Here is a 20776-nt window from a genome sequence, read left to right on the forward strand (position 1 = left end):
AAGCCTCTCTCTACAAGAGTCTCTCTAAAATAGAGCTAAGTCAAATCGTGTGACGGGGAGACCTCGCCGGGGCGGGACCGTTGGAGATCGGTGATCTCCAGGCGCTCGGCCGTTCAGGTGTCGGGTCGCGGGGCCCGGCCGGTGGGCGGCGTTATGGGCCGGCCCCCGCGACCCGACGTCTCGGGGGGCGCCGCTAGCCGCGGTGCCCGGTCGGGGCGAAGTCCTCCCGCGTGTCGTTCGGCCGCGGCTGCTTCTTCGGCTCGTCGCCGTGGCCCGGCCACCAGGCCCTGTGGCCCAGCATCGCGGTCAGGCCCGGAACCAGGAAGGTGGACATCACGAAGGCCGACAGCGCGATGCCGATCGCCACCGAGAAGCCCATCTGCTGGAGCATCGAGACCGGCGCGAGCATCATCACCGAGAACGTGCCGGCCAGGATGAGGCCCGCCGCGGCGACCGTCGGGCCGCCGTGCTGGACGGCCAGGGCCGCGGCCTTCCGCGGCTCGTGGCCCTCCTTGGCCTCCTCGCGCAGCCGCGCCGTCATCAGGATGTTGTAGTCGGTCCCGATGGCCAGCACGAACAGGTAGAGGACGATCGGCAGCTGGAAGGTGACGCCGGCCTCGCCCATCGCGCCCTGGAAGACGTACACCGCGGAGCCGAGCGTCGCCGCGAAGCCCAGCAGGACGGCCACGACCAGGTACAGCGGCGCGACCACCGACCTCAGCAGCAGCGCCAGGATCAGCGCGATCAGCACCGCCGCCACCGGCAGGATCACCGACAGGTCGCGGTTGTTGACCGTGTTGATGTCGGAGAAGATCGCCGTCGATCCGCCGACGTAGGCGCGGGTGCCCTCCGGCGCCGCCTTGTGGACGGCGGGCGTCAGGTCGTCCTTGACCAGGCTGATCGCCTTGTTGGACGCGGGGTTGAGCTTCAGCACCAGGTCGACCCGGGCCACGGACTTGTCCTGGCCGGGGACGGGGGGCTGCACCCTGCCGACGCCGGGCGCGTTCTCGACGGCCTTGCTGAACTCCTGGAGCTGCTGCTGGCCGACCGGCTGCCCGTTCTGGCTCTTGATGAACACCTGGACCGGGGTGGTCAGACCGGGCGGGAAGCCCTTCTCCATGTCCTTGGTCGCCTGGGCGGACTCGGTGTCCTGCGGGAAGCCGGCCGCGAAGTCGTAGTCGGCCTTGAAGCCGAGGGTGCCGAGCGCCAGCACGACCAGGACGAGCCCGGACGCCGCCGCGGCGAGCGCGGGGCGCTTGCCGACGCCGCGGCCGATGGCCGTGGAGAACCTGCCCTTCGGCTGCTTCTTCCACGCCTTGGACGGCCAGAAGACGGCGGTGCCGAGCAGCGAGACGAGCGCGGGGAACAGCGTCAGCGAGGTGATTCCCATCACGACGACGGCGATGGCCAGGGACGGGCCCCAGGCGCTGAAGACGCCGAACGTCGCGAGCAGCAGGACCAGGAACGTCACGGCGATCGCGGCGGCGGCCGAGGAGATGACCTCGCCGACCCGCTCCACCGCGGTGATCATCGCGGTCTTCTTGTCGTCGCCGGCCCGCAGCCGCTCGCGGAACCGGAACATCAGGAACAGGTAGTAGTCGGCGCCGATGCCGAAGAGCACGATCAGGATGATGGTGCTGAGGCTGTCGTCACCGGAGAACCCGAAGATCTTCGAGGCCGTGCCGATCAGGCCCATCGCGACCTGCATGGTCACGGTGATGACGATGATCGGCAAGATCGCCGCCAGCGGGGCCCGGAAGATCAGCAGGATCAGGCCGATGATCAGCACGAAGGTGGCGATGCCGACGATCTCGAAGGACTTGTTGAAGGAGTCCTCGTTGTCGACGAAGCCGGCCACGTCACCGCCGACCTTGGCCTCCATCCCGCTGTCCTTCAGCAGGGTGGGCAGGTCCTTGCGGATCTGCTTGACCGCCTCGCCCTGCTTCTTGCTGTCGTCCATCGAGGTGCCCTTCATCGGCACCATGATCACCTGGACGGCCTTGTTGGGCGCGACGGCCTGCGGACCGGTCGCGAAGCCGAGGACGGTCGGCGGCTTCTTGGCGTTGAGCGACTTGGCGGCCTCGTTCACCTTGGCGGTGTCCTGCGCCGTCAGCGCCTGGCCGTCGGAGCGCTTCACCACGATCAGCGAGGAGGTGTCCTCCTGCTGCGGGAACGCCTTTTCAGCGATCTTGAGCGCCTGCACCGACTCGTACTTCGAGGGCAGGAAGTCGCCCTGGTCGGACTCGGTGGTGAGCTTGGGGGAGAGGGCGATGATGAGAACCGCGGCCACGAGCCAGGCCACGATCGTCCACCACGGGTGTCTCACGACGAAGCGCGCGAGCCGAGCGAACATGGGGGCTTCCTTAATTCACGGTCGTAGGGATACCCGTAAAACAGTAGAGACCGGACACGGCGCAGGGGTCACCCGCAGCGCCGAAATGCGGGGTGATACCTCCGGGGGAGACTCTCCTCCTCTAGGAGGGGCGGGGAGTGGATAGCCTCGTACCCATGGACAACGAGGTTCAACGGGGGTTCGAGACCCTGGCCATCCACGCCGGGCAGGAGCCCGACCCGGCCACCGGCGCGGTCGTCCCGCCGATCTACCAGGTCTCGACGTACAAGCAGGACGGCATCGGGGGGCTGCGCGGCGGCTACGAGTACTCCCGGTCGGCCAATCCGACGCGTACCGCGCTGGAGGTATGCCTGGCCGAGACGGAGGGCGGCGCGCGCGGGCTGGCGTTCGCCTCCGGGCTCGCGGCCGAGGACGCGCTGCTGCGCACGGTCTGCAAGCCCGGCGCCCACGTCATCGTCCCCAACGACGCCTACGGCGGGACGTACCGGCTGTTCGCGAAGGTCGCCCAGCCGTGGGGCGTCGAGTTCGACCCGGTGCCGCTCGGCGACATCGCCGCGGTGCGGGCGGCGGTGCGGCCCGAAACGAAGATCATCTGGGTGGAGACGCCCACCAACCCGCTGCTCGGCGTCGCCGACATCGCGGCCCTGGCCGCCGTCGCCCGCGACGCCGGGGCGCTGCTGGCCGTCGACAACACCTTCGCCTCCCCCTACCTGCAGCGGCCGCTGGAGCTCGGCGCGGACGTCGTCGTCCACTCCACCACCAAGTACATCGGCGGCCACTCCGACGTCGTCGGGGGCGCGCTGATCGCCGCGGACGCGGACCTCGGGGAGCGGCTGGCGTTCCACCAGAACGCGATGGGCGCCGTCGCGGGCCCGTTCGACGCCTGGCTCACCCTGCGCGGCATCAAGACGCTCGGCGTGCGGATGGACCGGCACTGCGCCAACGCGGAGCGGGTCGTGGAGCTGCTGACGCGGCACCCGTCCGTCCGGCAGGTCCTCTACCCCGGGCTCCCCGACCACCCGGGCCACGAGATCGCCGCCAAGCAGATGAAGGCGTTCGGCGGCATGGTCTCGTTCCGGATGGAGTCGGAGGAGGCCGCCGTCCGGGTCTGCGAGCGGACGAAGCTGTTCACGCTCGGCGAGTCCCTCGGCGGCGTCGAGTCGCTGATCGAGCACCCGGGCCGGATGACGCACGCCTCGGCGGCCGGGTCGCCGCTGGAAGTGCCCGCCGACCTGGTGCGACTGTCGGTCGGCATCGAGGACGCCGCCGACCTGCTCCGCGATCTGGAGCAGGCGCTTTCCTGAGAATCGGTTGACCATTCCCCACCGGACTTGATCAAAACATCTATACTCGGCGCGCCAGGTTCGTGAAGAAAGGGCCCGGGGTGCGCAAAGTACTGGTCTGTGGGGCGGCGTTCGCCGCGACGTGTGTCTCCGCCGTGACCGTTCCCGTGGGAGCCCACGCGAACGAGCCGGCGCCGACGCCCAGCGTGTCCGTTCCGTCCGTGCCGACCGAGTCGCCGTCGGGGACCCCCTCCGGCGTGCCGGAGACCGGGGCCCCCGGCACCGGGTCGCCGTCGGCGCCGTCCGCGACGCCGACGGAGGGCGGCCCGGCCGGCGCGGACGGGGAGCCGGACGGCACCGTCACCGCGCAGGCGGTCATGGTGACGCCGCAGCTCCCGCTGTTCCGCACCTACGCCTACGGCAAGCTGCCCGCCCAGAAGATCGACGCCTACTGGCGCAAGCCGGGCCCGCGCGCCACGCCGCGCCCGGCCGTGCTGCTCCTGCACGGCGGCTACTGGCTGGAGGGCGACAAGGGCGGCGGCTGGAAGTACTTCGCGCGCCGGCTGACCGAGCAGGGCTTCGTCGTGCTGTCGGCCAACTACCGGCTCGCGCCCAAGGCGCAGTGGCCCGCCCAGCGCGACGACGCCATGGCGGCCCTCGACTTCATCAAGAAGCACGCCCAGGTGTGGCACGTCGACCCGAACCGCATCGCGGTCATGGGCTCGTCGGCCGGCGGGCACCTCGCGACGCAGCTCGGCACGTTCGGGACGGGCACGAGCCAGGTCCGCGGCGTGGTCGCGCTGTCGCCGCCGAACAACCCCTTCCTGGCCTTCCAGGACGGCGCGAAGCCGGACGCCACGTTCACCAAGCGCAAGCTGCGGCGGGCCGTGGTCGGCCTCGTCCACTGCGAGCCCGGTGCGACCGCCGACCCGGACTGCTGGACGAGGCTGGACGACGCCAGCACCGTCACGCACGTCTCCGCGGGCGACGCCCCGATGCTGCTGATGCACGCCACCGGCGACTTCGTCCCGGTCACCCAGAGCACCGGGCTGGCGGGCGCGCTGCGCGCCGCCGGCGTCCCGGCGACCGTCAAGACCGTCGAGGGCGACATGCACGCCTCGGACATGCTCGGCGACGAGGGCGTCTACCCGACGATCCTGGCCTGGCTCAAGAAGCGCCTGAACGGGTAGTTGGCGGTGCTCTCCTCCTTCGGGCCTGGCGGCCCTGCTGTGTCTATCGCAGTGCTCTCCTCCTTCGGGCCTTGACGGCCCTCCATCGTCGGGCACCGCGGGCGATCGCTGGCATCGCTCCGACTCGCCTTGCGGCTCGCTGCGCGATCAGATTCTCGCTTCGCTCGAATCTGCCTTCGGACGCGATCGCAACCATTGAGGTCGCCGTGTGGTTGCGGTGAGGCTCAGGGTGGCGCGGACTAAGGTCGGCTCATGTCGACTTCGGACCGCATCCTGCTCATCCTGCACATCGGGTTCGCGATCTTCACGCTCGGGCCGTTGACCGCCGCCACGATGTCCACCCCCCGCTACATCCGCAAGCGCAACGTGACGGTGGTGCGCTACCTCCACCGCACCACCCAGATCTACGGGCTCGGCACGCTGGGGATCTTCCTGATCGGGCTCGGGCTGGCGAAGGGCGATCTCGCCGAGGTGTGGCTGACGGTGTCGATGACCCTGTTCGTCGTCGCGCTGGTGCTGCTGCTGATCGTCGAGCGCGATCAGCGCAAGGCGGTGCATCTGCTGGAGGTCGCGGCGGCCGAGGCGACGCCCGCGGCGGTCCAGGTCCGTCCCGCCGCGGCCGAGGAGGCCGGGGAGGCCGAGGGCGGCGCGACGGAGGCCGAGGCCCCCGCCGCCTTGGGACCTGCGGCCGGCACCGGCGAGATCGCCCAGGTGGAGCGGGGGCGGCTGGCCGCCATTTCCGGCGTCGTCGCGCTTATCTGGCTGGTGATCCTCGCCCTGATGGTCTGGAACGGCTGAGCTGGCCAAACGCGATTAAGCCCGCCTCACTCTGAGGTAGTCGCTGACGACGTATTCGCCTAGCCGGTCGGCGTCGGGGGCGAAGACCCGGCCGCCGTTGCGGCGGGCGACCTCCTCGACGAACGACACGAGCCGCCGGTCCTCGGCGAGCATGAAGAAGTTCATGCAGGCGCCGCGCCGGGTCATCTTGTCGACCTCCGCGAGGGTGAGCACGAGCGTGTCGGTGGACGGCGGGTAGTCGAACAGCGAACGGCCGTCCGGCCGCAGGTGCGCGGTGGGCTCGCCGTCGGTGACGACGAGGACGATCGGCTCGAAGTCGGGGTGCCGGTCCAGGTGCCGTCCGGCGATCATCAGGGCGTGGTGCAGGTTGGTGCCCTGCACCATGTCCCAGTCGAGGCCCGCCATCTCCGTCGGGTGCAGCACCCGCGCGTAGTTGGAGAAGCCGATGATCTGGATCGCGTCCTGCGGGAACTTGCTGGTCACGAGCGAGTGCAGGGCCAGCGTGGTCTGCTTGGCGGCCGCCCACGTCCCGCGCAGCACCATCGAGTAGGACAGGTCGACGAGCAGGCAGACGGCGGCGCCGGTGCGGCGCTCGGTCTCGTGCACCTCGAAGTCGTCGACGCTCAGCCGCACGCCGTTGGGGCGCCGCGCGCCGTTCCCGCCGACCGCCACGGCGCCGGACGTGCCCACGCGCTCGGTGACCTCCGCCCCCGCCTGCGGGGGGACGAGGCCCGCGCCGAGCTCCCCGGTCCCGGTCGCGGGGGCTCCGCGCTCCATGGCGCTGCGCCGGATCGCGTTGCTCACCGTCCGGACCACGTCGAGGGGCTGCTCGTCGCCGAACCGCCACTCGCGGCTGGAGCCGGTCAGCTCGCCCGCCTGGCCCGCGTCCCGCTGGTCGTGGTCGCCCTGCCGGCCGGACGCCAGCTGGGAGAACACCCGGCGCAGCGCGGTCTCGCCGAGCCGCCGCACCGCCTTCGGCGTCAGCTCCAGCTTCCCGCGCCGCCGCTGCAGGTAGCCCTGCCGCTCCAGCTCGGCCTCGATGCGGCGCAGCGCGGCGAGGTCGTCGACGGCCTGCCGGCCGAGGGCCCGCCGGACGGCGTCCTCGTCGATGTCGTCGAGCCGCGCGCCCGGGTAGTCCTGCCCGAGCGCCGCCTCCAGCTCGCTGAGGTCGGCCAGCTCCGCCAGCGCGGTCGTGGCGTCGCCCACGCCGAGCGGGTTCTCGCCGGTCATCTGCTCGGACTGCCCCCAGCCGAGGTCGGGGCGGCGGGCCCGCAGCGCGTCGCCGAGCCGCGTCATCTCCATGGCGAGGCCCGCGTCCTGCATGGCCTGCTCCATGAGCCCGGCCAGCTCGGCGCGCTGCTCGGGGCTGAGCGAGGCGAGCAGCCGGTCCATCGCGGCGGCGCGGCGGGCCAGCGAGTCGACCAGCTCTTCGAGGTTCTGCGGGTCGTCGGGGAACATGTCCCCGTACTCGCCCATGAACCGGTCGAAGTCGTCCTGGGTGTGCTCGCCGCGCGCGTCCCGCTCCAGCATCGCGTTGAGGTCGGCCATCATGTCCTTGACCCGCTGCATGGCGGCCGGGTCCTGGTTCTCCAGGGCCTGCTTCATGCCCTGGAACTGCGCGTCGAGGACCTCGCGGCGCAGCAGGTCCTTCAGCTGCTCGAAGGTGCGGCGGGCGGCGGCGGAGCGCCAGTCGTAGTCCGACAGCCGCCGGATCGCCTGCGAGGTGTCGGACGGCAGCGTGTCCAGCTCGGCCTCGCGCAGCCTGGCGTCGTCGCCCGGGTCGGGGAACAGCTCGGCCCGCTCCTGCCCGATCGCGGTGTCCAGCAGCGCGCGGGCCTGCTCCAGCGTCCCGTCGAGGCGGCCCCGGTCGCGCAGCGCGCGGCGCCGCTCCCGGACCTGGCGGAGCATGTCGTCGAGGCCCCGGCGGCCCTGGGCGCCGGGCAGGCCGCGGCGCAGCAGCTCGCGGAGCGCGTCGTCGGGGCGGGCGCCGTCCAGCACCGAGTCGCCCACGGCGTCCAGCGCGTCGCGGACGTCGTAGGGCGGCGCGAGCGGGTCGGGCCCGTCCTCGTAGGCGCCGTAGCGGTATCGGCTCATCGGATCCCCTCGCGCGTGGACACCTCGGGACGCGGCGTCACGTCCGGTACGTCGCCGTCCCGTCGGAGCGTCCCTCGGCGACGTCCTTGGAGAGCCGCCGGGTGAGGAACAGCCCCTCCAGGGCGAACTCGATCGCCGCCGCGGCCTGCCCGGGGGACTCCCCGCTCATGCCGAGCCTTTCCATGATCTTGGCGAGGCCGGGCACGTGGCCGGTGCGGCGCAGCAGCTCGCGCGCCGGCACCAGCTCGCCCGACTCCACGCTCTCCCCGGAGTCGAACTTGTCGAGCAGGCCGGTGAGGTCGGCGGCGCCGAGCGTACGGCGGTAGGTCTCGGCGACCGCGCGGCGCAGCAGGTGCTCCAGCACCTCCTGCTCGCGGCCCTCCTCGCTGACCTCGAACTCCACCTTGCCCATCAGCGACGGAACGACGGCGGGCAGGTCGCAGACCCGCGCGACGGCGTTCTCCTCCCCGGTGAGCGCCGCGCGCCGCACCGCGCCCGCGGCGACGGTCTCGGCGCCCGCGAGCGCGAACCGCGCCGACACGCCCGACCGCGCGTCCACCGCCGTCGACTCGCGGACGAGCCGGGTGAACCTCCCGATCACCTCGATCATGTGGTCGGGCACCTCGGCGGGCAGTCCCCCGAGGTCGGCGAAGTCGGCCTCCTGGCGGATCAGCGCGAGCTCGGCGTCCAGTTCGAGCGGGTAGTGGGTGCGGATCTCGGCGCCGAAGCGGTCCTTCAGCGGGGTGATGATCCGGCCCCGGTTGGTGTAGTCCTCGGGGTTGGCGGACGCGACGAGCAGCACGTCGAGGGGCAGCCGCAGCGCGTAGCCGCGGACCTGGACGTCGCGCTCCTCCAGCACGTTCAGCAGCGCGACCTGGATCCGCTCGGCGAGGTCGGGCAGTTCGTTGATGGAGAAGATCCCGCGGTTGGTGCGGGGGACGAGCCCGAAGTGCACGGTCTCCGGGTCGCCGAGTGTGCGGCCCTCCGCCACCTTGATCGGGTCGACGTCGCCGATGAGGTCGCCGACGCTGGTGTCGGGCGTGGCGAGCTTCTCGCCGTAGCGGTCGTCGCGGTGCCTCCACTCGACGGGCAGCTCGTCGCCCAGCTCGCCGGCGAGCCGGCGGCACCGCACGCAGACCGGCGCGTACGGGTGGTCGTTGATCTCGCAGCCGGCCACCACCGGCGTCCACTCGTCCAGCAGGCCGACGAGGGTGCGGATCAGCCGCGTCTTGCCCTGCCCGCGCTCGCCCAGCAGCACCAGGTCGTGCCCGGCCAGCAGGGCGCGCTCCAGGTGGGGCAGGACGGTCTCGTCGAATCCGAGGATGCCGGGGAAACGCGGTTCGCCGGATCTCAGCCGGTCGAGCAGGTTGCGCCGGATCTCGGCCTTGACGGGAAGCCGCACGTGGCCGCCGGCGCGCAGCGCGCCCAGCGTCGCATCACGGGGTGCGGACTCGTCGGAGGAGGACTCACGTGGTGTGGTTGAACGCACGCGACCGACACTACGTCGCCGGTCCGCGCGATCGCACCCCCGCCGGGGATTCGCCCGTCCGATCCCGTCTCGTCCGGTGTTTGGGTGGAACGGTCGCGGAGGGGGAGACTGGTGGTGTGAAGCGACCCGGCGAACGGAGTGAGGGAGGCGGCGCCGATGGCGCGATTCGGTGATGGCCTGGCCCTCGGACCCGATCTGTCCAGCGCCGCCGCGACGGCGGTCGAGCAGGCGCTCGCGCCGCTCAGCGCGGCGCCCGACCTGGTGTGCGTGTTCGTCACCGGCGACGACCCGGACCAGGTCGAGGAGGCCGCGCAGGCGGCGCAGCGCGCGGCCGGTCCCGCGCTGGTGCTGGGGTGCAGCGCGTCCGGCGTGATCGGGGCCGGGCGCGGCGTGGAGGAGCGGGGCGCGGTGAGCGCGTGGGCGGCGGTGCTGCCCGGCGCGCGGCTCGACCCGTTCCGGCTGGAGACGCTGAAGGGCGACGACCGGCTCATCGTGGTCGGCATGCCGGAGGCCCAGGACGACGACGTCGTCGGCGTGCTGCTGGCCGATCCGTTCAGCTTCCCGGTGGACGCGTTCGTGGAGCGCTCGGACGAGGCGCTGCCCGGGCTGCCGCTGGTCGGCGGGCTGGCCGAGGGCAGCGGGCTCGGCGAGACCGGGCACGGCGAGGCGCGGCTGTTCGTCGGCGGCGAGGTCTACCGGGAGGGCGCGGTCGGCGTGGTGATCGGCGGGGCCGTCGCCGCCGCCACGGTGGTCAGCCAGGGCGCCCGCCCGATCGGTCCGGACATGGTGGTGACGAGGGCCGAGGAGAACGTCCTGTACGAGCTGGCGGGGGTGCCGGCGCTGGAGAAGCTGGAGCAGATCGTCCTCGGGCTGCCGGAGGAGGAGCAGGAGCTCGCCGGGCGCGGGCTGCTGATCGGCGTCGCGATGGACGAGTACGCCGACGAGCACGAGCACGGCGACTTCCTCGTGCGCGGCGTGGTGGGCGCCGACACCGACACCGGCGCCATCGCGATCGGCGACGTCGTGGACGTGGGGCGCACCGTCCGGTTCCAGGTCCGGGACGCCGGCGCCGCCGAGGAGGACCTCGCCGCGCTGCTGGAGCGGTTCGACCTCGCGCCGGTCGAGGGCGCGCTGCTGATCTCCTGCAACGGCCGGGGGCAGGCGATGTTCCCCGACTCCGACCACGACGCCAAGGTGCTGGACCGCGCCTTCGGCCCCGCGGGGGTGGGCGGGTTCTTCGCGGCAGGGGAGATCGGCCCGGTCGCGGGGCGCAACCACGTGCACGGCTTCACCGCCTCGATCCTCGCGTTCGGCCGGGCCGAGGAGGGCGTTTGAGCGCCGTGCTCGCGGTGGACATCGGCGGGACGAAGCTCGCCGCCGCGCTGGTCGAGCCCGACGGGCGCGTCACCGCGCACGACCGGGCCCCGACCCCGAACGCGCCGGGCGTCGACGGCGAGGAGCTGTGGCGTGCGCTGGAGGCGCTGCTCGCCAAGCTCGCCGCGGACGCCGGGGACCCGCCCCTCGCGGGCGTCGGGGTGGGCTGCGGCGGGCCGATGACCTGGCCGGCCGCCGAGGTGTCCCCGCTGAACATCCCGGCGTGGCGGGGCTTCCCGCTGCGCGAGCGGCTCCGCGCCCGGTATCCGGGACTGCCCGTCCGCATCCACAACGACGCGGTCTGCGTCGCGATCGGCGAGCACTGGCTCGGCGCGGGGCGCGGGCACGAGAACGTCCTCGGCATGGTGGTGTCGACGGGCGTCGGCGGCGGGCTCATGCTCGGCGGGCGCCTGGTGAACGGCGCCAGCGGCAACGCCGGGCACATCGGGCACGTCATCGTCGAGCCCGGCGGGCCGCCCTGCGGCTGCGGGGGCCGCGGCTGCCTGGAGGCGGTCGCACGCGGCCCGGGGCTGGTCGCGTGGGCGCGGGAGCAGGGCTGGAGGCCCGGGCGCGCGGACGCCACCGGCGTGGAGCTGACCGAGGACGCCCGCCGCGGGGATCCGGTGGCGGGCGCGGCCATGCGCCGGGCCGGCCGCGCCCTCGGCATCGCGATCGCGTCCGCGACGCACCTGTGCGATCTGGAGGTCGCGGCGATCGGCGGGGGGCTGTCGCAGGCGGGGCGGCTGCTGTTCGACCCGCTGGAGGAGGCGTTCGGCGAGCACGCGCGGATGGAGTTCGCGCGGCGCCTGCGGATCGTCCCGGCCGAGCTCGGGCAGACCGCGGGCCTGGTCGGCGCCGCCGCCCTGGTCTACGCCCAAGATCGTTATTGGAGTGCCGGATAAGTCGGGCATGCAAGGATGAACGCATGAGCGAAGCGGCCCGGGGGGTGTGGGGGGCCGGCCCCCCGCGAGCGAGTACGAGCGGCGCCGGCCCGGCCTCCGTCGGCGTCGACGACGTCCGCGCCGCCCGGGAGCTGCTGGGCGGGGTGGCCGTGCCGACGCCGCTGATCCCCTCCCGGGCGCTGTCGGAGCAGATCGGCGGGCCCGTCCTGCTGAAGTGCGAGAACCTGCAGCGCACCGGCTCCTTCAAGATCCGGGGCGCGTACGTGCGGATCGCGCGGCTGAGCGAGCGGGAGCGGGCGGGCGGGGTGGTCGCGGCGAGCGCGGGCAACCACGCGCAGGGCGTGGCGCTCGCCGCCTCGATGCTCGGCTGCAAGGCCACGGTGTTCATGCCGGTCGGCGCCCCGCTGCCGAAGATCGCCGCGACACGCGGCTACGGCGCGGAGGTCGTCTTCCCGGGGCCGACCGTGGACGAGTGCCTCGTCGCCGCGCAGGAGTACGCGGACGAGTGCGGCGCGGTCTTCATCCACCCGTTCGACCATCCCGACGTCGTCGCGGGGCAGGCCACGATCGGCCTGGAGGTCATGGAGCAGTGCCCGGAGGCGCGGACGATCGTGTCGCCGGTGGGCGGCGGCGGGCTGCTGGCCGGGGTCGCGGCGGCCGTGAAGGGCCTGGCGAAGGAGACCGGCGGCGGGGACGTCAAGCTCGTCGGAGCGCAGGCCAAGCGGGCCGCGGCCTTCCCGCCCTCGCTCGCGGCGGGCAAGCCCACCCAGATCGGGATCGAGCGCACGATGGCGGACGGCATCGCGGTCGGCCGTCCCGGTCGCCTGACCTACGCCATGTTCACCGAGCTGGTGGACGCCGTCGTCACCGTGACCGAGGAGTCGATCTCCCAGGCCCTGCTGCTCTGCCTCGAACGCGCGAAGCAGGTCGTCGAGCCCGCGGGCGCGGCGGGCGTCGCGGCCCTGCTGGAGCACGCCTACGCCGTCGAGCCGCCCGTCGTGGTGCTGCTGTCGGGCGGCAACATCGACCCGCTGCTGCTGTCGAAGGTGCTGCGGCACGGGCTCGCGGGCGCGGGGCGGTACCTGGTGGTGCGCTGCCGGCTGAAGGACCGTCCGGGCGCCCTGGTGACCCTGCTGAGCGAGCTGGCCGAGATGGGGGTCAACGTCCTGGACGTCATGCACGAGCGCATGGCGGCCCGCCTCCACGTCGAGGAGGCCGAGGTGCTCATGCACCTGGAGACCCGCGGGGCCGACCACTCCGAGGACGTCATCGGCCGCCTCCGCGAGAAGGGCTACACCCTCACGCTGAGCTAGCAGGTCACGCGTTCGCGCGTGGCCGGGGCCCGTTCGAGACAGGCCCCGGCCACGCGGCCGGCTCGGCGTGAGGGTGCGGCGAAGAGGGTCCTACAGGGAGGGCTTGCCCTCGGAGTAGAGCCAGGCCTTGGCCCAGGCGTCCAGGTCCTTGCGGGAGAGGCGCTCGGCGAAGCGCACGAACTCCTTCGTGGAGGCGTTGCCGTACCGGTAGGCCGCCGGCCACGCCTTCAGCAGCTCCGAGAACGCCCGCTCGCCGATCTTCGTGCGGAGCACGTGGACCGCCATCGCGCCGCGGTCGTAGACGAGCCCGTCGAAGATGTGGTCGCGGCCCGGATCGGCGACCCTGCCCGTCCACAGACCGTCGCTCGCGGGCGTGGCGTAGGTGTCGTCGAACTGCTTCTGGACGGACGGGCCGCCGTGCGCCGCCGCGTACATCCACTCCGAGTACGTCGCGAAGCCCTCGTTCAGCCAGATGTCGGCCCACTTGGCCGGGGACACCGAGTCGCCGAACCACTGGTGGCCCAGCTCGTGCGCGAGCAGGCTGGTGCTCGGGATGCCGCCCGGACGGCGCCCGAGGTCGTACACGGGGCGGCCCTGCGTCTCCAGCGCGTAGCCGACGCCGGCCTTGACGACGATCCCGCCCGTCGAGGTGAACGGGTAGCGGCCGTAGAGCCCGTTCTGGAAGTCGGTGACCTCGGCGGTCTGGTCGTGGAACTTCTTCGCGTCCTCGGGCTTGATGGCCATGGCCCGGTCGGTGGCGGTCAGGTTGGGGATGCCCGCCTTCGTCCGTCCGGTGACCACGTCGTACCGGCCGATGGCGATCATGGCGAGCTCGCTGGCCATCGGGTTGCGGACGTCCCAGCGCGTGGTCGTCCAGCCGCCCGCGGTCCGCTTGCCGCTCGGGTCGCCGTTGGCGAGCGTGGTGAGGCCGCTCGGGGCCGTCAGCGTGTAGGTGTAGGTCGCCTTGTCGGTCGGGTGGTCGTTGACCGGGTAGACGGTGGCGGCGCCGAACGGCTGGTTCAGCATCACCGCGCCGTCGGGGGTCGGCACCCAGCCGGACACGCCCAGCGCGTCGTCGTTGATCGTCTGCGGAACGCCGGAGTACGCCACCGTCACGGTGAAGGCGCGGCGGTTCCGGATGCCCTTGCGAGGGGTGACGACCAGTTCCTGGGCACCCGTCCGCGCGTAGGTCGCGTCGCGGCCGTCGACCTTCAGGGAAGAGATCTTCAGCGGGCCGAGGAAGTCCAGGTCGAACCGGGACAGGTTCTGCGTCGCCCGCGCCGTCACGCGGGTCACCGCCTGGATCCCCTTGGTCGCGGGATCGTATTTCAGTCCGATGTCGTAGTGGGCGACGTCGTAGCCGCCGTTGCCCATGTCGGGGAAGTAGGGGTCGCCCGCGCCGGGCGCCCCGGGGGTGAACCGCTCGGCGGCGCCGGCGGGCGCCGCGGTCACCGCGAGGCTCGCCGCGACGCCCAGCGTCACGGCCGCCAGCGCTCTGGGGGTTCTGCTCATCGACCTCGTCCTCGGTAGCGTCGGTTGACCGTCATGACCGCGCTCAAGACTTTCTCGTGGAGCGAGCCCGCACAAGCGCGATTTGGTATCGAATCTGCTTGTCAGGTGAGGTTTTTGCGGCTGGGAACAGCATCCGGTCACCAACTCAGCGGTTTGGTCTCCGAATGGAGCCATGTCTGGAACAGCGTCGTGAGCCTTTGGCCCGACACGCGTTCGGCCAGCGCGGTGAACTGCGGCGTCGTGGCGGTGGAGTGGCGGTGCTCGGCGGTCCACGTCCGAAGGATCGTGAAGAACGCCCTGTCGCCGACCCGCTCGCGGAGCGCCTGGAGCGTCATCGCGCCGCGGACGTAGACGGAGAAGCCGAACATCTTCGCGGCGCCCGGCGCGCCCGGCGGCGGGCTGAAGATCGGCGAGCCCGCGGGCAGCGCGTGGTACCGCTGGAAGATCTTCTTCGCCGAGTCCCTGCCGGTGCGCTCGCGCCACAGCCACTCGGCGTAGGTGGCGAAGCCCTCGTTCAGCCAGATGTCGCTCCAGTCGCGCAGCCCGACGCTGTCGCCGAACCACTGGTGGGCCATCTCGTGGACGATGAAGCCGTCGTCCGGCGCGAATCCGCCGTAGACGGGACGTTCCTGCGTTTCCAGGGCGTAGCCCAGCTTCGGGTCGTCGATGATGCCGCCCGCCGTCGCGAACGGGTAAGGCCCGAAGATCGGCGCCGCCCACCGCATCACCTTGACGGTGGTGCTCTCCAGCCGCCCGGCGGCCGACCGGAACGCCGGATCGACGGCCGTGATCACCGGGACGCCGTCCACCTCGGTCCGCCGCGTGTGGAACCGCCCGATGGCCACCGTGGCCAGATAGCTCGCCATCGGCGCGTCCTCGGCCCACTCGTAGGTGGCGGTCGCGCCGCCGGTGCGGACCGGGCCGGGCCGCCCGTTCGCGACGGCGTGCAGGCCCTTCGGGACGGTGATGTGGAACGCGTACGTGGCCTTGTCGCGGGGATGGTCGTTCACCGGCAGCCAGGTCGACGCGCCGTCCGGCTCGGAGGCGACGACCGCGCCGTCCTTGCTCGGGATCCACCCGTAGGCGCCGTAGGTCTTGTCGCCGACCGGCGACGGCCTGCCCGAGTACCGGACCGCGACCCGGAACGTCCGCCCGGCGCGGATCGGCTCCGCGGGCGTGATCACCAGCTCCCGGCCCGCGCGGCGGTGGCGCGCCTCCCGGCCGTCCACCGCGACGGCGGTGATCTGCGGGCCGCGGAAGTCGAGGTCGAACGCGGACAGGTCCTGGGCGGCCGTCGCGGTGACGGTCACCGCCGCGTCGACCGATCCCGTCCTGACGCCCGCGTAGGCCAGCGCGACGTCGTAGTGGACGACGTCGTACCCTCCGTTGCCCGCCCCCTCGAAGTAGGGGTCGCCCAAGCCCGCCGCTCCTGGGGAGGGCGTGGCGCAGACCGGCGACGGCGGCACGGCGGGCGGCAAGGGCTGTGGACAAGGTGCGGCCGCCCGCCGCTCCGCCGCGGCGTCCGGATCCGCGGACGCGGACGCGGCGCCGGGCGACCCGGCCAGGAACGCGACGGCCAGGGTCGCGGTCGTCCGCCGAGAAGGCCCGTTCATCAGGCCGATGCTGGTGGAGCGCCCGTCCCGCCGGGCCGGGGACCGGCCGGGCTTTCCGCACTCCTTGCCGAGCCTTGGCCCGCAGCGGACCGGGGCCGCCCCGTCACTTGGACGGGCGGCCCCTCTGGTACAGCCAGTCGTCGAAGAACGCGTCCAGCTTCTTGCCCGACACCCGGTTCGCCGTCGCGATGAACTGCTTCGTCGTCCCGGAGGCGTGCCGGTGCTCCTTCGTCCAGGTCTGGAGGATCTTGTAGAACACGTCCTCGCCGACCCGGGCGCGCAGCGCGACCAGCGTCATGCCGCCCCGGTCGTACACCGACCGGCCGAACATCTGCTTGCGCCCCGGGTCGCCGGGCGGGACGTCCCACAGCTCCTCGCCGCCGATGCCGTTGTAGGCCTCGTCGAAGTGCTCCTGCACCGTCTGGCCGCCGGTCTTCTCGTCCCACAGCCACTCGGCGTAGGTCGCGAAGCCCTCGTTCAGCCAGATGTCCTGCCACCGCGACAGGCTGACGCTGTCGCCGAACCACTGGTGCGCCAGCTCGTGCGCGACGATCGTCGGCTGGAGCCCGAACGCCCCGTACACCGGCCGCGTCTGCGTCTCCAGCGCGAAGCCGACGTCGGCGTTGTCGATCAGGCCGCCGGTCGAGGAGAACGGGTACGGGCCGAACAGCTTCGACCACTCGTCGACGACCCGGCCGTTCAGCTGGTGGAACTGGTCGATGTTCACGCCGGAGGTGGTCGCGTCCACGGCGGTGATGTTGGGGACGCCGCCGGCCGTCCTGCCCGTCCGCACCGAGAACCGGCCGACGTCGACCGTCGCCAGGTAGGTGGCCATCGGGTCCTTGACCCGCCACTTCGAGGTCGTCGTGGCGCCCGCCCCGGCGCGGTGGGCGACCGGCACGACGCCCGGTCCGCCCGTCGGCTCGGTGGCCGGGGGCTCGGTGGGCGGCCCGCCCGGAAGGCCGGGAGGTGTCCCCGTGCCCGGCGCCCCGCCGCCGGAGGAGTCCTGCGGCGGCGAGTCCGGCTCGCCGTTGGCGATCGCCGTCAGCCCCTGCGGGACCGTGATCTCGAAGTCGAAGGTGGCCTTGTCGCTCGGGTGGTCGTTGCTCGGGAACCAGGTGTGCGCGCCGCTCGGCTGGCACGCCACGAAGACGCCGTCGGACGTGCGGATCCAGCCGTACCGGCCGAGCACCGGGTCCGACACCGGCTGCGGCGTCCCCGAGTAGGCGACCACCGTGGTGAAGGTGCTGCCCTTCTCCAGGGGCTTGGCGGGCGTCACCTCCAGCTCGCCGCCGCCGCGCTGCTGCCGCGCGGGCGCGCCGTCCACCTTGATGGAGGACACGTCCAGGCCGGTCAGGTCGAGGTTGAACCGGGCGAGCCTCGCGGTCGCCCTGGCGGTGATCGTCGCGACGCCGTCGAGCTGCTTCGGGCCGTCCGGCGTGATGGTGAGCTTCAGCCCGTAGTGCTGGACGTCGTAGCCGCCGTTGCCGTTGCCCGGCACGTAGGCGTCGCCCGCGGTCGTCGGGCCCGCCGGGCCGTTCACCGCCGGTCCCTTGGGCGGGCCGGACGCGCCCGGGTCGTCGAACGGGGTCTGGCAGGCCGCGGTCAGCGACCCCGCGATCGCCAGGGCGGCCAGCCCCGGAACGCCGCGCGACGCGGCGCCGCGGACGGCCCTCGGGCCGTTACGACGGGGACTGGGTGAGTTTCCGGCCATATGCACGCCGTCCAGCCTGCCCGGACGGGACCCCGCCCGGCAACTCGGACGGCGCCGGAACCCCGCCGGCGAGGGAGATGTCAGCGATGGGCGTAGGGATTGGGCCGGTACGGGTCCGCCTTCACGACGACGGTCTGCGCCACCTTGCAGTGCAGCGCCTGCTTGCGCTGGTCCCCGAGGATCCACGCGACGTCGATCAGGCCGATGCACCCGCAGACGCCGCCGAGCACGCTGTAGAACGCGGAGCGCCCCGCGGCCTGGCCGGTGCTGATCGCCTGCCCGTCGTCGGCCCGGACGACCCTCGTCCGCACCAGCATCTTGCCGAGCGTCTGCCCCCACTTCGCGTGCATCAGCCAGAAGTAGAAGAAGGCCAGCACGACGCTGATCGCGTTCGTCCCCACCCGGGCGCCGTCGTACATGGAGGTGCCCGGCTCCTGGTTGACGACGTTGTTCCAGTTGACGAACGGGATCGAGATCAGCCCCGTCACGATGCCGATGATGACGAGGTCGACGATGCCCCCGCCGAGCCGCGCCCAGCGGCTCGCCAGCTCCCCGGAAGGATGCGCGTACCCGCCCGCCCCGTAGCCGGGGTGCGGCTGCCCGTAACCCGGCTGGGCGCCGTACGGCTGCTGCTGCCACTGGCCCTGCTCGCCGTACGGCTGCTGTCCGTACTGCTGTTGCTGTCCGTACTGTTGCTGCTGCCCGTACTGCTGTTGATCCCCGTAGGGCTGCTGCTCGCCAGAGGGCTGCTGCCCCCACTGCTGCCCGCCCCACTGCTGCTCCCCGTAGGGCTGCTGCTGGCCGTACCCCGGTTGTCCGTACCCCTGTTGGCCGCCGGGTGGCTGCTGCCCTCCGGGCTGTGGCTGCTCGCCGTACGGCTGCCGGCCGCCGTAGGGGCCCGGCCGGTCGGGCTGCTCCTGCTCCCCGTGCGGCCGGTCGTCTTCTGGCTCTCGCCCGGACGCGGGGTCGTGCGGCGGTTGCGTCATGCCGTGAGGGTCGCCGCGTCACCGCGGACCAACCCTGCCGCGCCCGGGTGGAGCCGGAATGTTTACTCCCGTGTGGCCGAACCTTGCCGGGCCGGGATCAGGACGGGTTCCGCTCGCGGGCGTAGGGGTTCGGCGTCCACGGCGTCGCCTTCACCACCACCGTCCCGGCCACCTTGTCGTGCAGCGCCTGGCGCCGTTCGTCCCACAGGATCCAGGCGTTGTCGAGCAGACCGACGAGCCCGAGGATCCCCGCGACGGGCGTAACGAGGTTCAGCGCCCCCGTCGTGATGGTGATGGCGTAGACGAACGCCTGCCTGCCGAGCGCCTGCCCCCAGCTCACCGCCGACAGGTCGGAGGCCCGCACCAGCCGGATGCCGAACGCCTTCTTGCCGAGCGTCTGCCCCCACCGGGCGTGCAGGACGCTGAAGTACGCGAAGCCCAGCAGGAACGCGATCGCATACCCGGTGACCAGGCGCGGGATGTTGTAGAGGTCCAGCGGGTTCGTCATCGGCTCGCCGGACTCGGCCATGTCCCGCACCCGGTCCCAGCGGATCGAGAACAGGACGGCCGGCGTCGCCGCGAAGCCGATGACGAAGCTGTCGAGGATTCCCGCGCCGAGCCGCAGGAGCCGTCCGGCGGTCATGTCCTGCGGGCCCTGCGGGCCGGGGTGGTGGTAGCCGGGAGGCCCGTAGCCCGGGACGGGCGGCGCCTGCGGCGGCTGCGCGCCGGGGTGGCCGTACCCCGCCCCGGGGACGGCCTGGGGCGGCGGCCCGCCGTAGGAGCCCTGGTAGGGCGGCGGGCGTTCGGGCGAGGCGGGGGCCTCGCCCGGCGGCCGGTCCGGGGGCTGCCAGCCGCTGTCCGGCTTCGGGGTGTCCTGGGGTGGTTCGCTCATGGCCCCACAGTGTGCCGGGTGCGGGCGGCGCGCGGTCCCCCGGGCGGCGACCGGCCCCGGACGCGGGCGCGTCCGGGGCCGGGTCCCCCGAGTCCGGGCACCGCGGCGTCGAGGCTCGCCGCGGTGCCGCGGCGTCACAGGTTGCCGCGGCGCTCCTGCTCCCGCTCGATCGCCTCGAACAGCGCCTTGAAGTTGCCCTTGCCGAAGCCGAGCGAGCCGTGCCGCTCGATCAGCTCGAAGAACACCGTCGGGCGGTCCTGGACGGGCTTGGTGAAGATCTGCAGCAGGTAGCCGTCCTCGTCCCGGTCGACGAGGATCCGGCGCTTCTGCAGCTCCTCGATCGGCACCCGCACCTGGCCGATGCGCTCGCGCAGCTCCGGGTCCTCGTAGTAGGAGTCGGGGCTCTCCAGGAACTCCACGCCCGCGGCGCGCATCCGGTCGACCGACGCCAGGATGTCGTTGGTGGCGAGCGCGATGTGCTGGACGCCCGGCCCGCCGTAGAACTCCAGGTACTCGTCGATCTGCGACTTGCGCTTGCTCTCCGCGGGCTCGTTCAGGGGGAACTTCACCTTGCGGGTGCCGTCCGCGACGACCTTGGACATCAGCGCCGAGTACTCGGTCGCGATGTCGTCGCCGACGAACTCCGCCATGTCGGTGAAGCCCATGACGCGGTGGTAGAAGTCGGCCCACTCGTCCATGCGCTCGACGTTGCCGACGCAGTGGTCGATCGCCTGGAAGAACCGCTTGTCCACCGGCTCCACGATGGGCTCGGCGCGCTCGAACCCCGGCAGGTAGGGGCCGCTGTAGTTGGAGCGGTCGACCAGCGTGTGCCGGGTCTCGCCGTAGGTGGCGATCGCCGCGACCGTCACCTTCCCGAACCTGTCCTCGAGGACGTGCGGCTCCTCGAGCCCGGTAGCGCCCTTCGCGAGCGCGTGCCGGTAGGCGTGCTCGACGTCGGGCACCTCGATCGCGAGGTCCACCACGCCGTCGCCGTGCTCGGCGATGTGCCGCCCGATCTCGGTGCCCGCCTTCACCGGGCCGCGGAACACGAACCGGGCGCCGCCCGACTCCAGCACGTGCACCGCCTCGTCCGGGCTGCCGTTCTCCGGGCCCCGGTAGGCGACCCTGCGCATCCCGAACGCGGTCGAGTAGTAGTGGGCGGCCTGTTTGGCGTTGCCGACGGCGAAGACGACGGCGTCCATACCCTTGACCGGAAACTCATCCATGCCACCTAATCTCGGCATACGCCTGCAAGGTGCGCAA

The 20776-nt window shown here is 72.6% G+C and carries 15 protein-coding genes; 6 read left to right on the forward strand and 9 right to left on the reverse strand.

What is annotated here, in order from left to right:
- Positions 1-193 precede the first annotated feature (193 nt).
- Positions 194-2353, reverse strand: a complete 2160-nt coding sequence (locus AB0K37_RS07125) for an MMPL family transporter (RefSeq protein ID WP_363976098.1) — start codon at positions 2351-2353, stop codon at positions 194-196.
- A gap of 155 nt (positions 2354-2508) precedes the next feature.
- On the opposite strand from AB0K37_RS07125, the gene AB0K37_RS07130 reads away from it, so the two are divergent.
- The 3 genes from AB0K37_RS07130 (at position 2509) to AB0K37_RS07140 (ending at position 5624) form a co-directional block, all read left to right on the forward strand.
- On the forward strand, positions 2509-3657 hold the full coding sequence (locus AB0K37_RS07130; protein WP_363976101.1) for a cystathionine gamma-synthase: 1149 nt from the start codon (positions 2509-2511) through the stop codon (positions 3655-3657).
- A gap of 134 nt (positions 3658-3791) precedes the next feature.
- Positions 3792-4826, forward strand: coding sequence for an alpha/beta hydrolase fold domain-containing protein (locus AB0K37_RS07135; RefSeq protein ID WP_363976104.1), 1035 nt, complete (start codon positions 3792-3794; stop codon positions 4824-4826).
- Between the two features lie 252 nt (positions 4827-5078).
- A complete protein-coding gene (locus AB0K37_RS07140; RefSeq protein WP_363976107.1) occupies positions 5079-5624 on the forward strand; it encodes a hypothetical protein in 546 nt (181 codons plus the stop codon).
- 15 nt (positions 5625-5639) lie between these two features.
- Here AB0K37_RS07140 and AB0K37_RS07145 read toward each other — a convergent pair whose 3' ends face one another.
- Together AB0K37_RS07145 and AB0K37_RS07150 are read right to left on the reverse strand one after the other, a co-directional pair.
- Positions 5640-7718 carry a hypothetical protein gene (locus tag AB0K37_RS07145; RefSeq protein ID WP_363976110.1) on the reverse strand — a complete coding sequence of 693 codons (2079 nt, stop codon included), beginning with the start codon at positions 7716-7718 and terminating at the stop codon, positions 5640-5642.
- Between the two features lie 37 nt (positions 7719-7755).
- The gene (locus AB0K37_RS07150; protein ID WP_345177225.1) at positions 7756-9147 is read right to left on the reverse strand and encodes a sigma 54-interacting transcriptional regulator; all 1392 of its coding nucleotides are present in this window, start codon (positions 9145-9147) and stop codon (positions 7756-7758) included.
- Between the two features lie 216 nt (positions 9148-9363).
- Between AB0K37_RS07150 and AB0K37_RS07155 the strand changes: the two genes are divergently transcribed.
- The 3 genes from AB0K37_RS07155 to ilvA are packed head-to-tail and all read left to right on the forward strand — an operon-like array spanning position 9364 to position 12796.
- Positions 9364-10542: an FIST N-terminal domain-containing protein gene (locus AB0K37_RS07155; RefSeq protein ID WP_363976113.1), complete on the forward strand. Its 1179-nt coding sequence runs from the start codon at positions 9364-9366 to the stop codon at positions 10540-10542.
- Between the two features lie 5 nt (positions 10543-10547).
- Positions 10548-11483: an ROK family protein gene (locus AB0K37_RS07160; protein ID WP_363976244.1), complete on the forward strand. Its 936-nt coding sequence runs from the start codon at positions 10548-10550 to the stop codon at positions 11481-11483.
- Positions 11484-11506: 23 nt separating this feature from the next.
- A complete protein-coding gene (gene ilvA, locus AB0K37_RS07165) occupies positions 11507-12796 on the forward strand; it encodes a threonine ammonia-lyase (RefSeq protein ID WP_363976116.1) in 1290 nt (429 codons plus the stop codon).
- Between the two features lie 90 nt (positions 12797-12886).
- Here the strand turns inward: ilvA and AB0K37_RS07170 are convergent, their stop codons facing one another.
- The 6 genes from AB0K37_RS07170 to hppD form a co-directional block, all read right to left on the reverse strand.
- Positions 12887-14308, reverse strand: coding sequence for a M1 family metallopeptidase (locus AB0K37_RS07170; RefSeq protein ID WP_363976119.1), 1422 nt, complete (start codon positions 14306-14308; stop codon positions 12887-12889).
- Positions 14309-14445: 137 nt separating this feature from the next.
- Positions 14446-15921, reverse strand: a complete 1476-nt coding sequence (locus AB0K37_RS07175; RefSeq protein WP_363976122.1) for a M1 family metallopeptidase — start codon at positions 15919-15921, stop codon at positions 14446-14448.
- A gap of 103 nt (positions 15922-16024) precedes the next feature.
- Complete coding sequence (locus AB0K37_RS07180) at positions 16025-17635, reverse strand: M1 family metallopeptidase (protein ID WP_363976125.1); 1611 nt, start codon at positions 17633-17635, stop codon at positions 16025-16027.
- An 80-nt stretch (positions 17636-17715) separates the two neighbouring features.
- Positions 17716-18621 carry an RDD family protein gene (locus AB0K37_RS07185; protein WP_363976128.1) on the reverse strand — a complete coding sequence of 302 codons (906 nt, stop codon included), beginning with the start codon at positions 18619-18621 and terminating at the stop codon, positions 17716-17718.
- Between the two features lie 97 nt (positions 18622-18718).
- A complete protein-coding gene (locus AB0K37_RS07190; protein ID WP_363976131.1) occupies positions 18719-19513 on the reverse strand; it encodes an RDD family protein in 795 nt (264 codons plus the stop codon).
- A 134-nt stretch (positions 19514-19647) separates the two neighbouring features.
- Positions 19648-20739: a 4-hydroxyphenylpyruvate dioxygenase gene (hppD, locus tag AB0K37_RS07195; RefSeq protein ID WP_363976133.1), complete on the reverse strand. Its 1092-nt coding sequence runs from the start codon at positions 20737-20739 to the stop codon at positions 19648-19650.
- Positions 20740-20776 lie beyond the last annotated feature (37 nt).

The sequence above is a fragment of the Actinomadura sp. NPDC049753 genome, from assembly GCF_040674655.1.
In the GTDB taxonomy this organism is placed as follows: domain Bacteria; phylum Actinomycetota; class Actinomycetes; order Streptosporangiales; family Streptosporangiaceae; genus Spirillospora; species Spirillospora verrucosospora.

Bases quoted from the DNA above. Each gene is read 5' to 3' on its own strand.
- AB0K37_RS07125 (WP_363976098.1), bottom strand. From the start codon at position 2,353: ATGTTCGCTCGGCTCGCGCGCTTCGTCGTGAGACACCCGTGGTGGACG.
- AB0K37_RS07130 (WP_363976101.1), top strand. From the start codon at position 2,509: ATGGACAACGAGGTTCAACGGGGGTTCGAGACCCTGGCCATCCACGCC.
- AB0K37_RS07140 (WP_363976107.1), top strand. From the start codon at position 5,079: ATGTCGACTTCGGACCGCATCCTGCTCATCCTGCACATCGGGTTCGCG.
- AB0K37_RS07145 (WP_363976110.1), bottom strand. From the start codon at position 7,718: ATGAGCCGATACCGCTACGGCGCCTACGAGGACGGGCCCGACCCGCTC.
- AB0K37_RS07155 (WP_363976113.1), top strand. From the start codon at position 9,364: ATGGCGCGATTCGGTGATGGCCTGGCCCTCGGACCCGATCTGTCCAGC.
- ilvA (WP_363976116.1), top strand. From the start codon at position 11,507: ATGAGCGAAGCGGCCCGGGGGGTGTGGGGGGCCGGCCCCCCGCGAGCG.
- AB0K37_RS07170 (WP_363976119.1), bottom strand. From the start codon at position 14,308: ATGAGCAGAACCCCCAGAGCGCTGGCGGCCGTGACGCTGGGCGTCGCG.
- AB0K37_RS07175 (WP_363976122.1), bottom strand. From the start codon at position 15,921: ATGAACGGGCCTTCTCGGCGGACGACCGCGACCCTGGCCGTCGCGTTC.
- AB0K37_RS07180 (WP_363976125.1), bottom strand. From the start codon at position 17,635: ATGGCCGGAAACTCACCCAGTCCCCGTCGTAACGGCCCGAGGGCCGTC.
- AB0K37_RS07185 (WP_363976128.1), bottom strand. From the start codon at position 18,621: ATGACGCAACCGCCGCACGACCCCGCGTCCGGGCGAGAGCCAGAAGAC.
- AB0K37_RS07190 (WP_363976131.1), bottom strand. From the start codon at position 19,513: ATGAGCGAACCACCCCAGGACACCCCGAAGCCGGACAGCGGCTGGCAG.
- hppD (WP_363976133.1), bottom strand. From the start codon at position 20,739: ATGGATGAGTTTCCGGTCAAGGGTATGGACGCCGTCGTCTTCGCCGTC.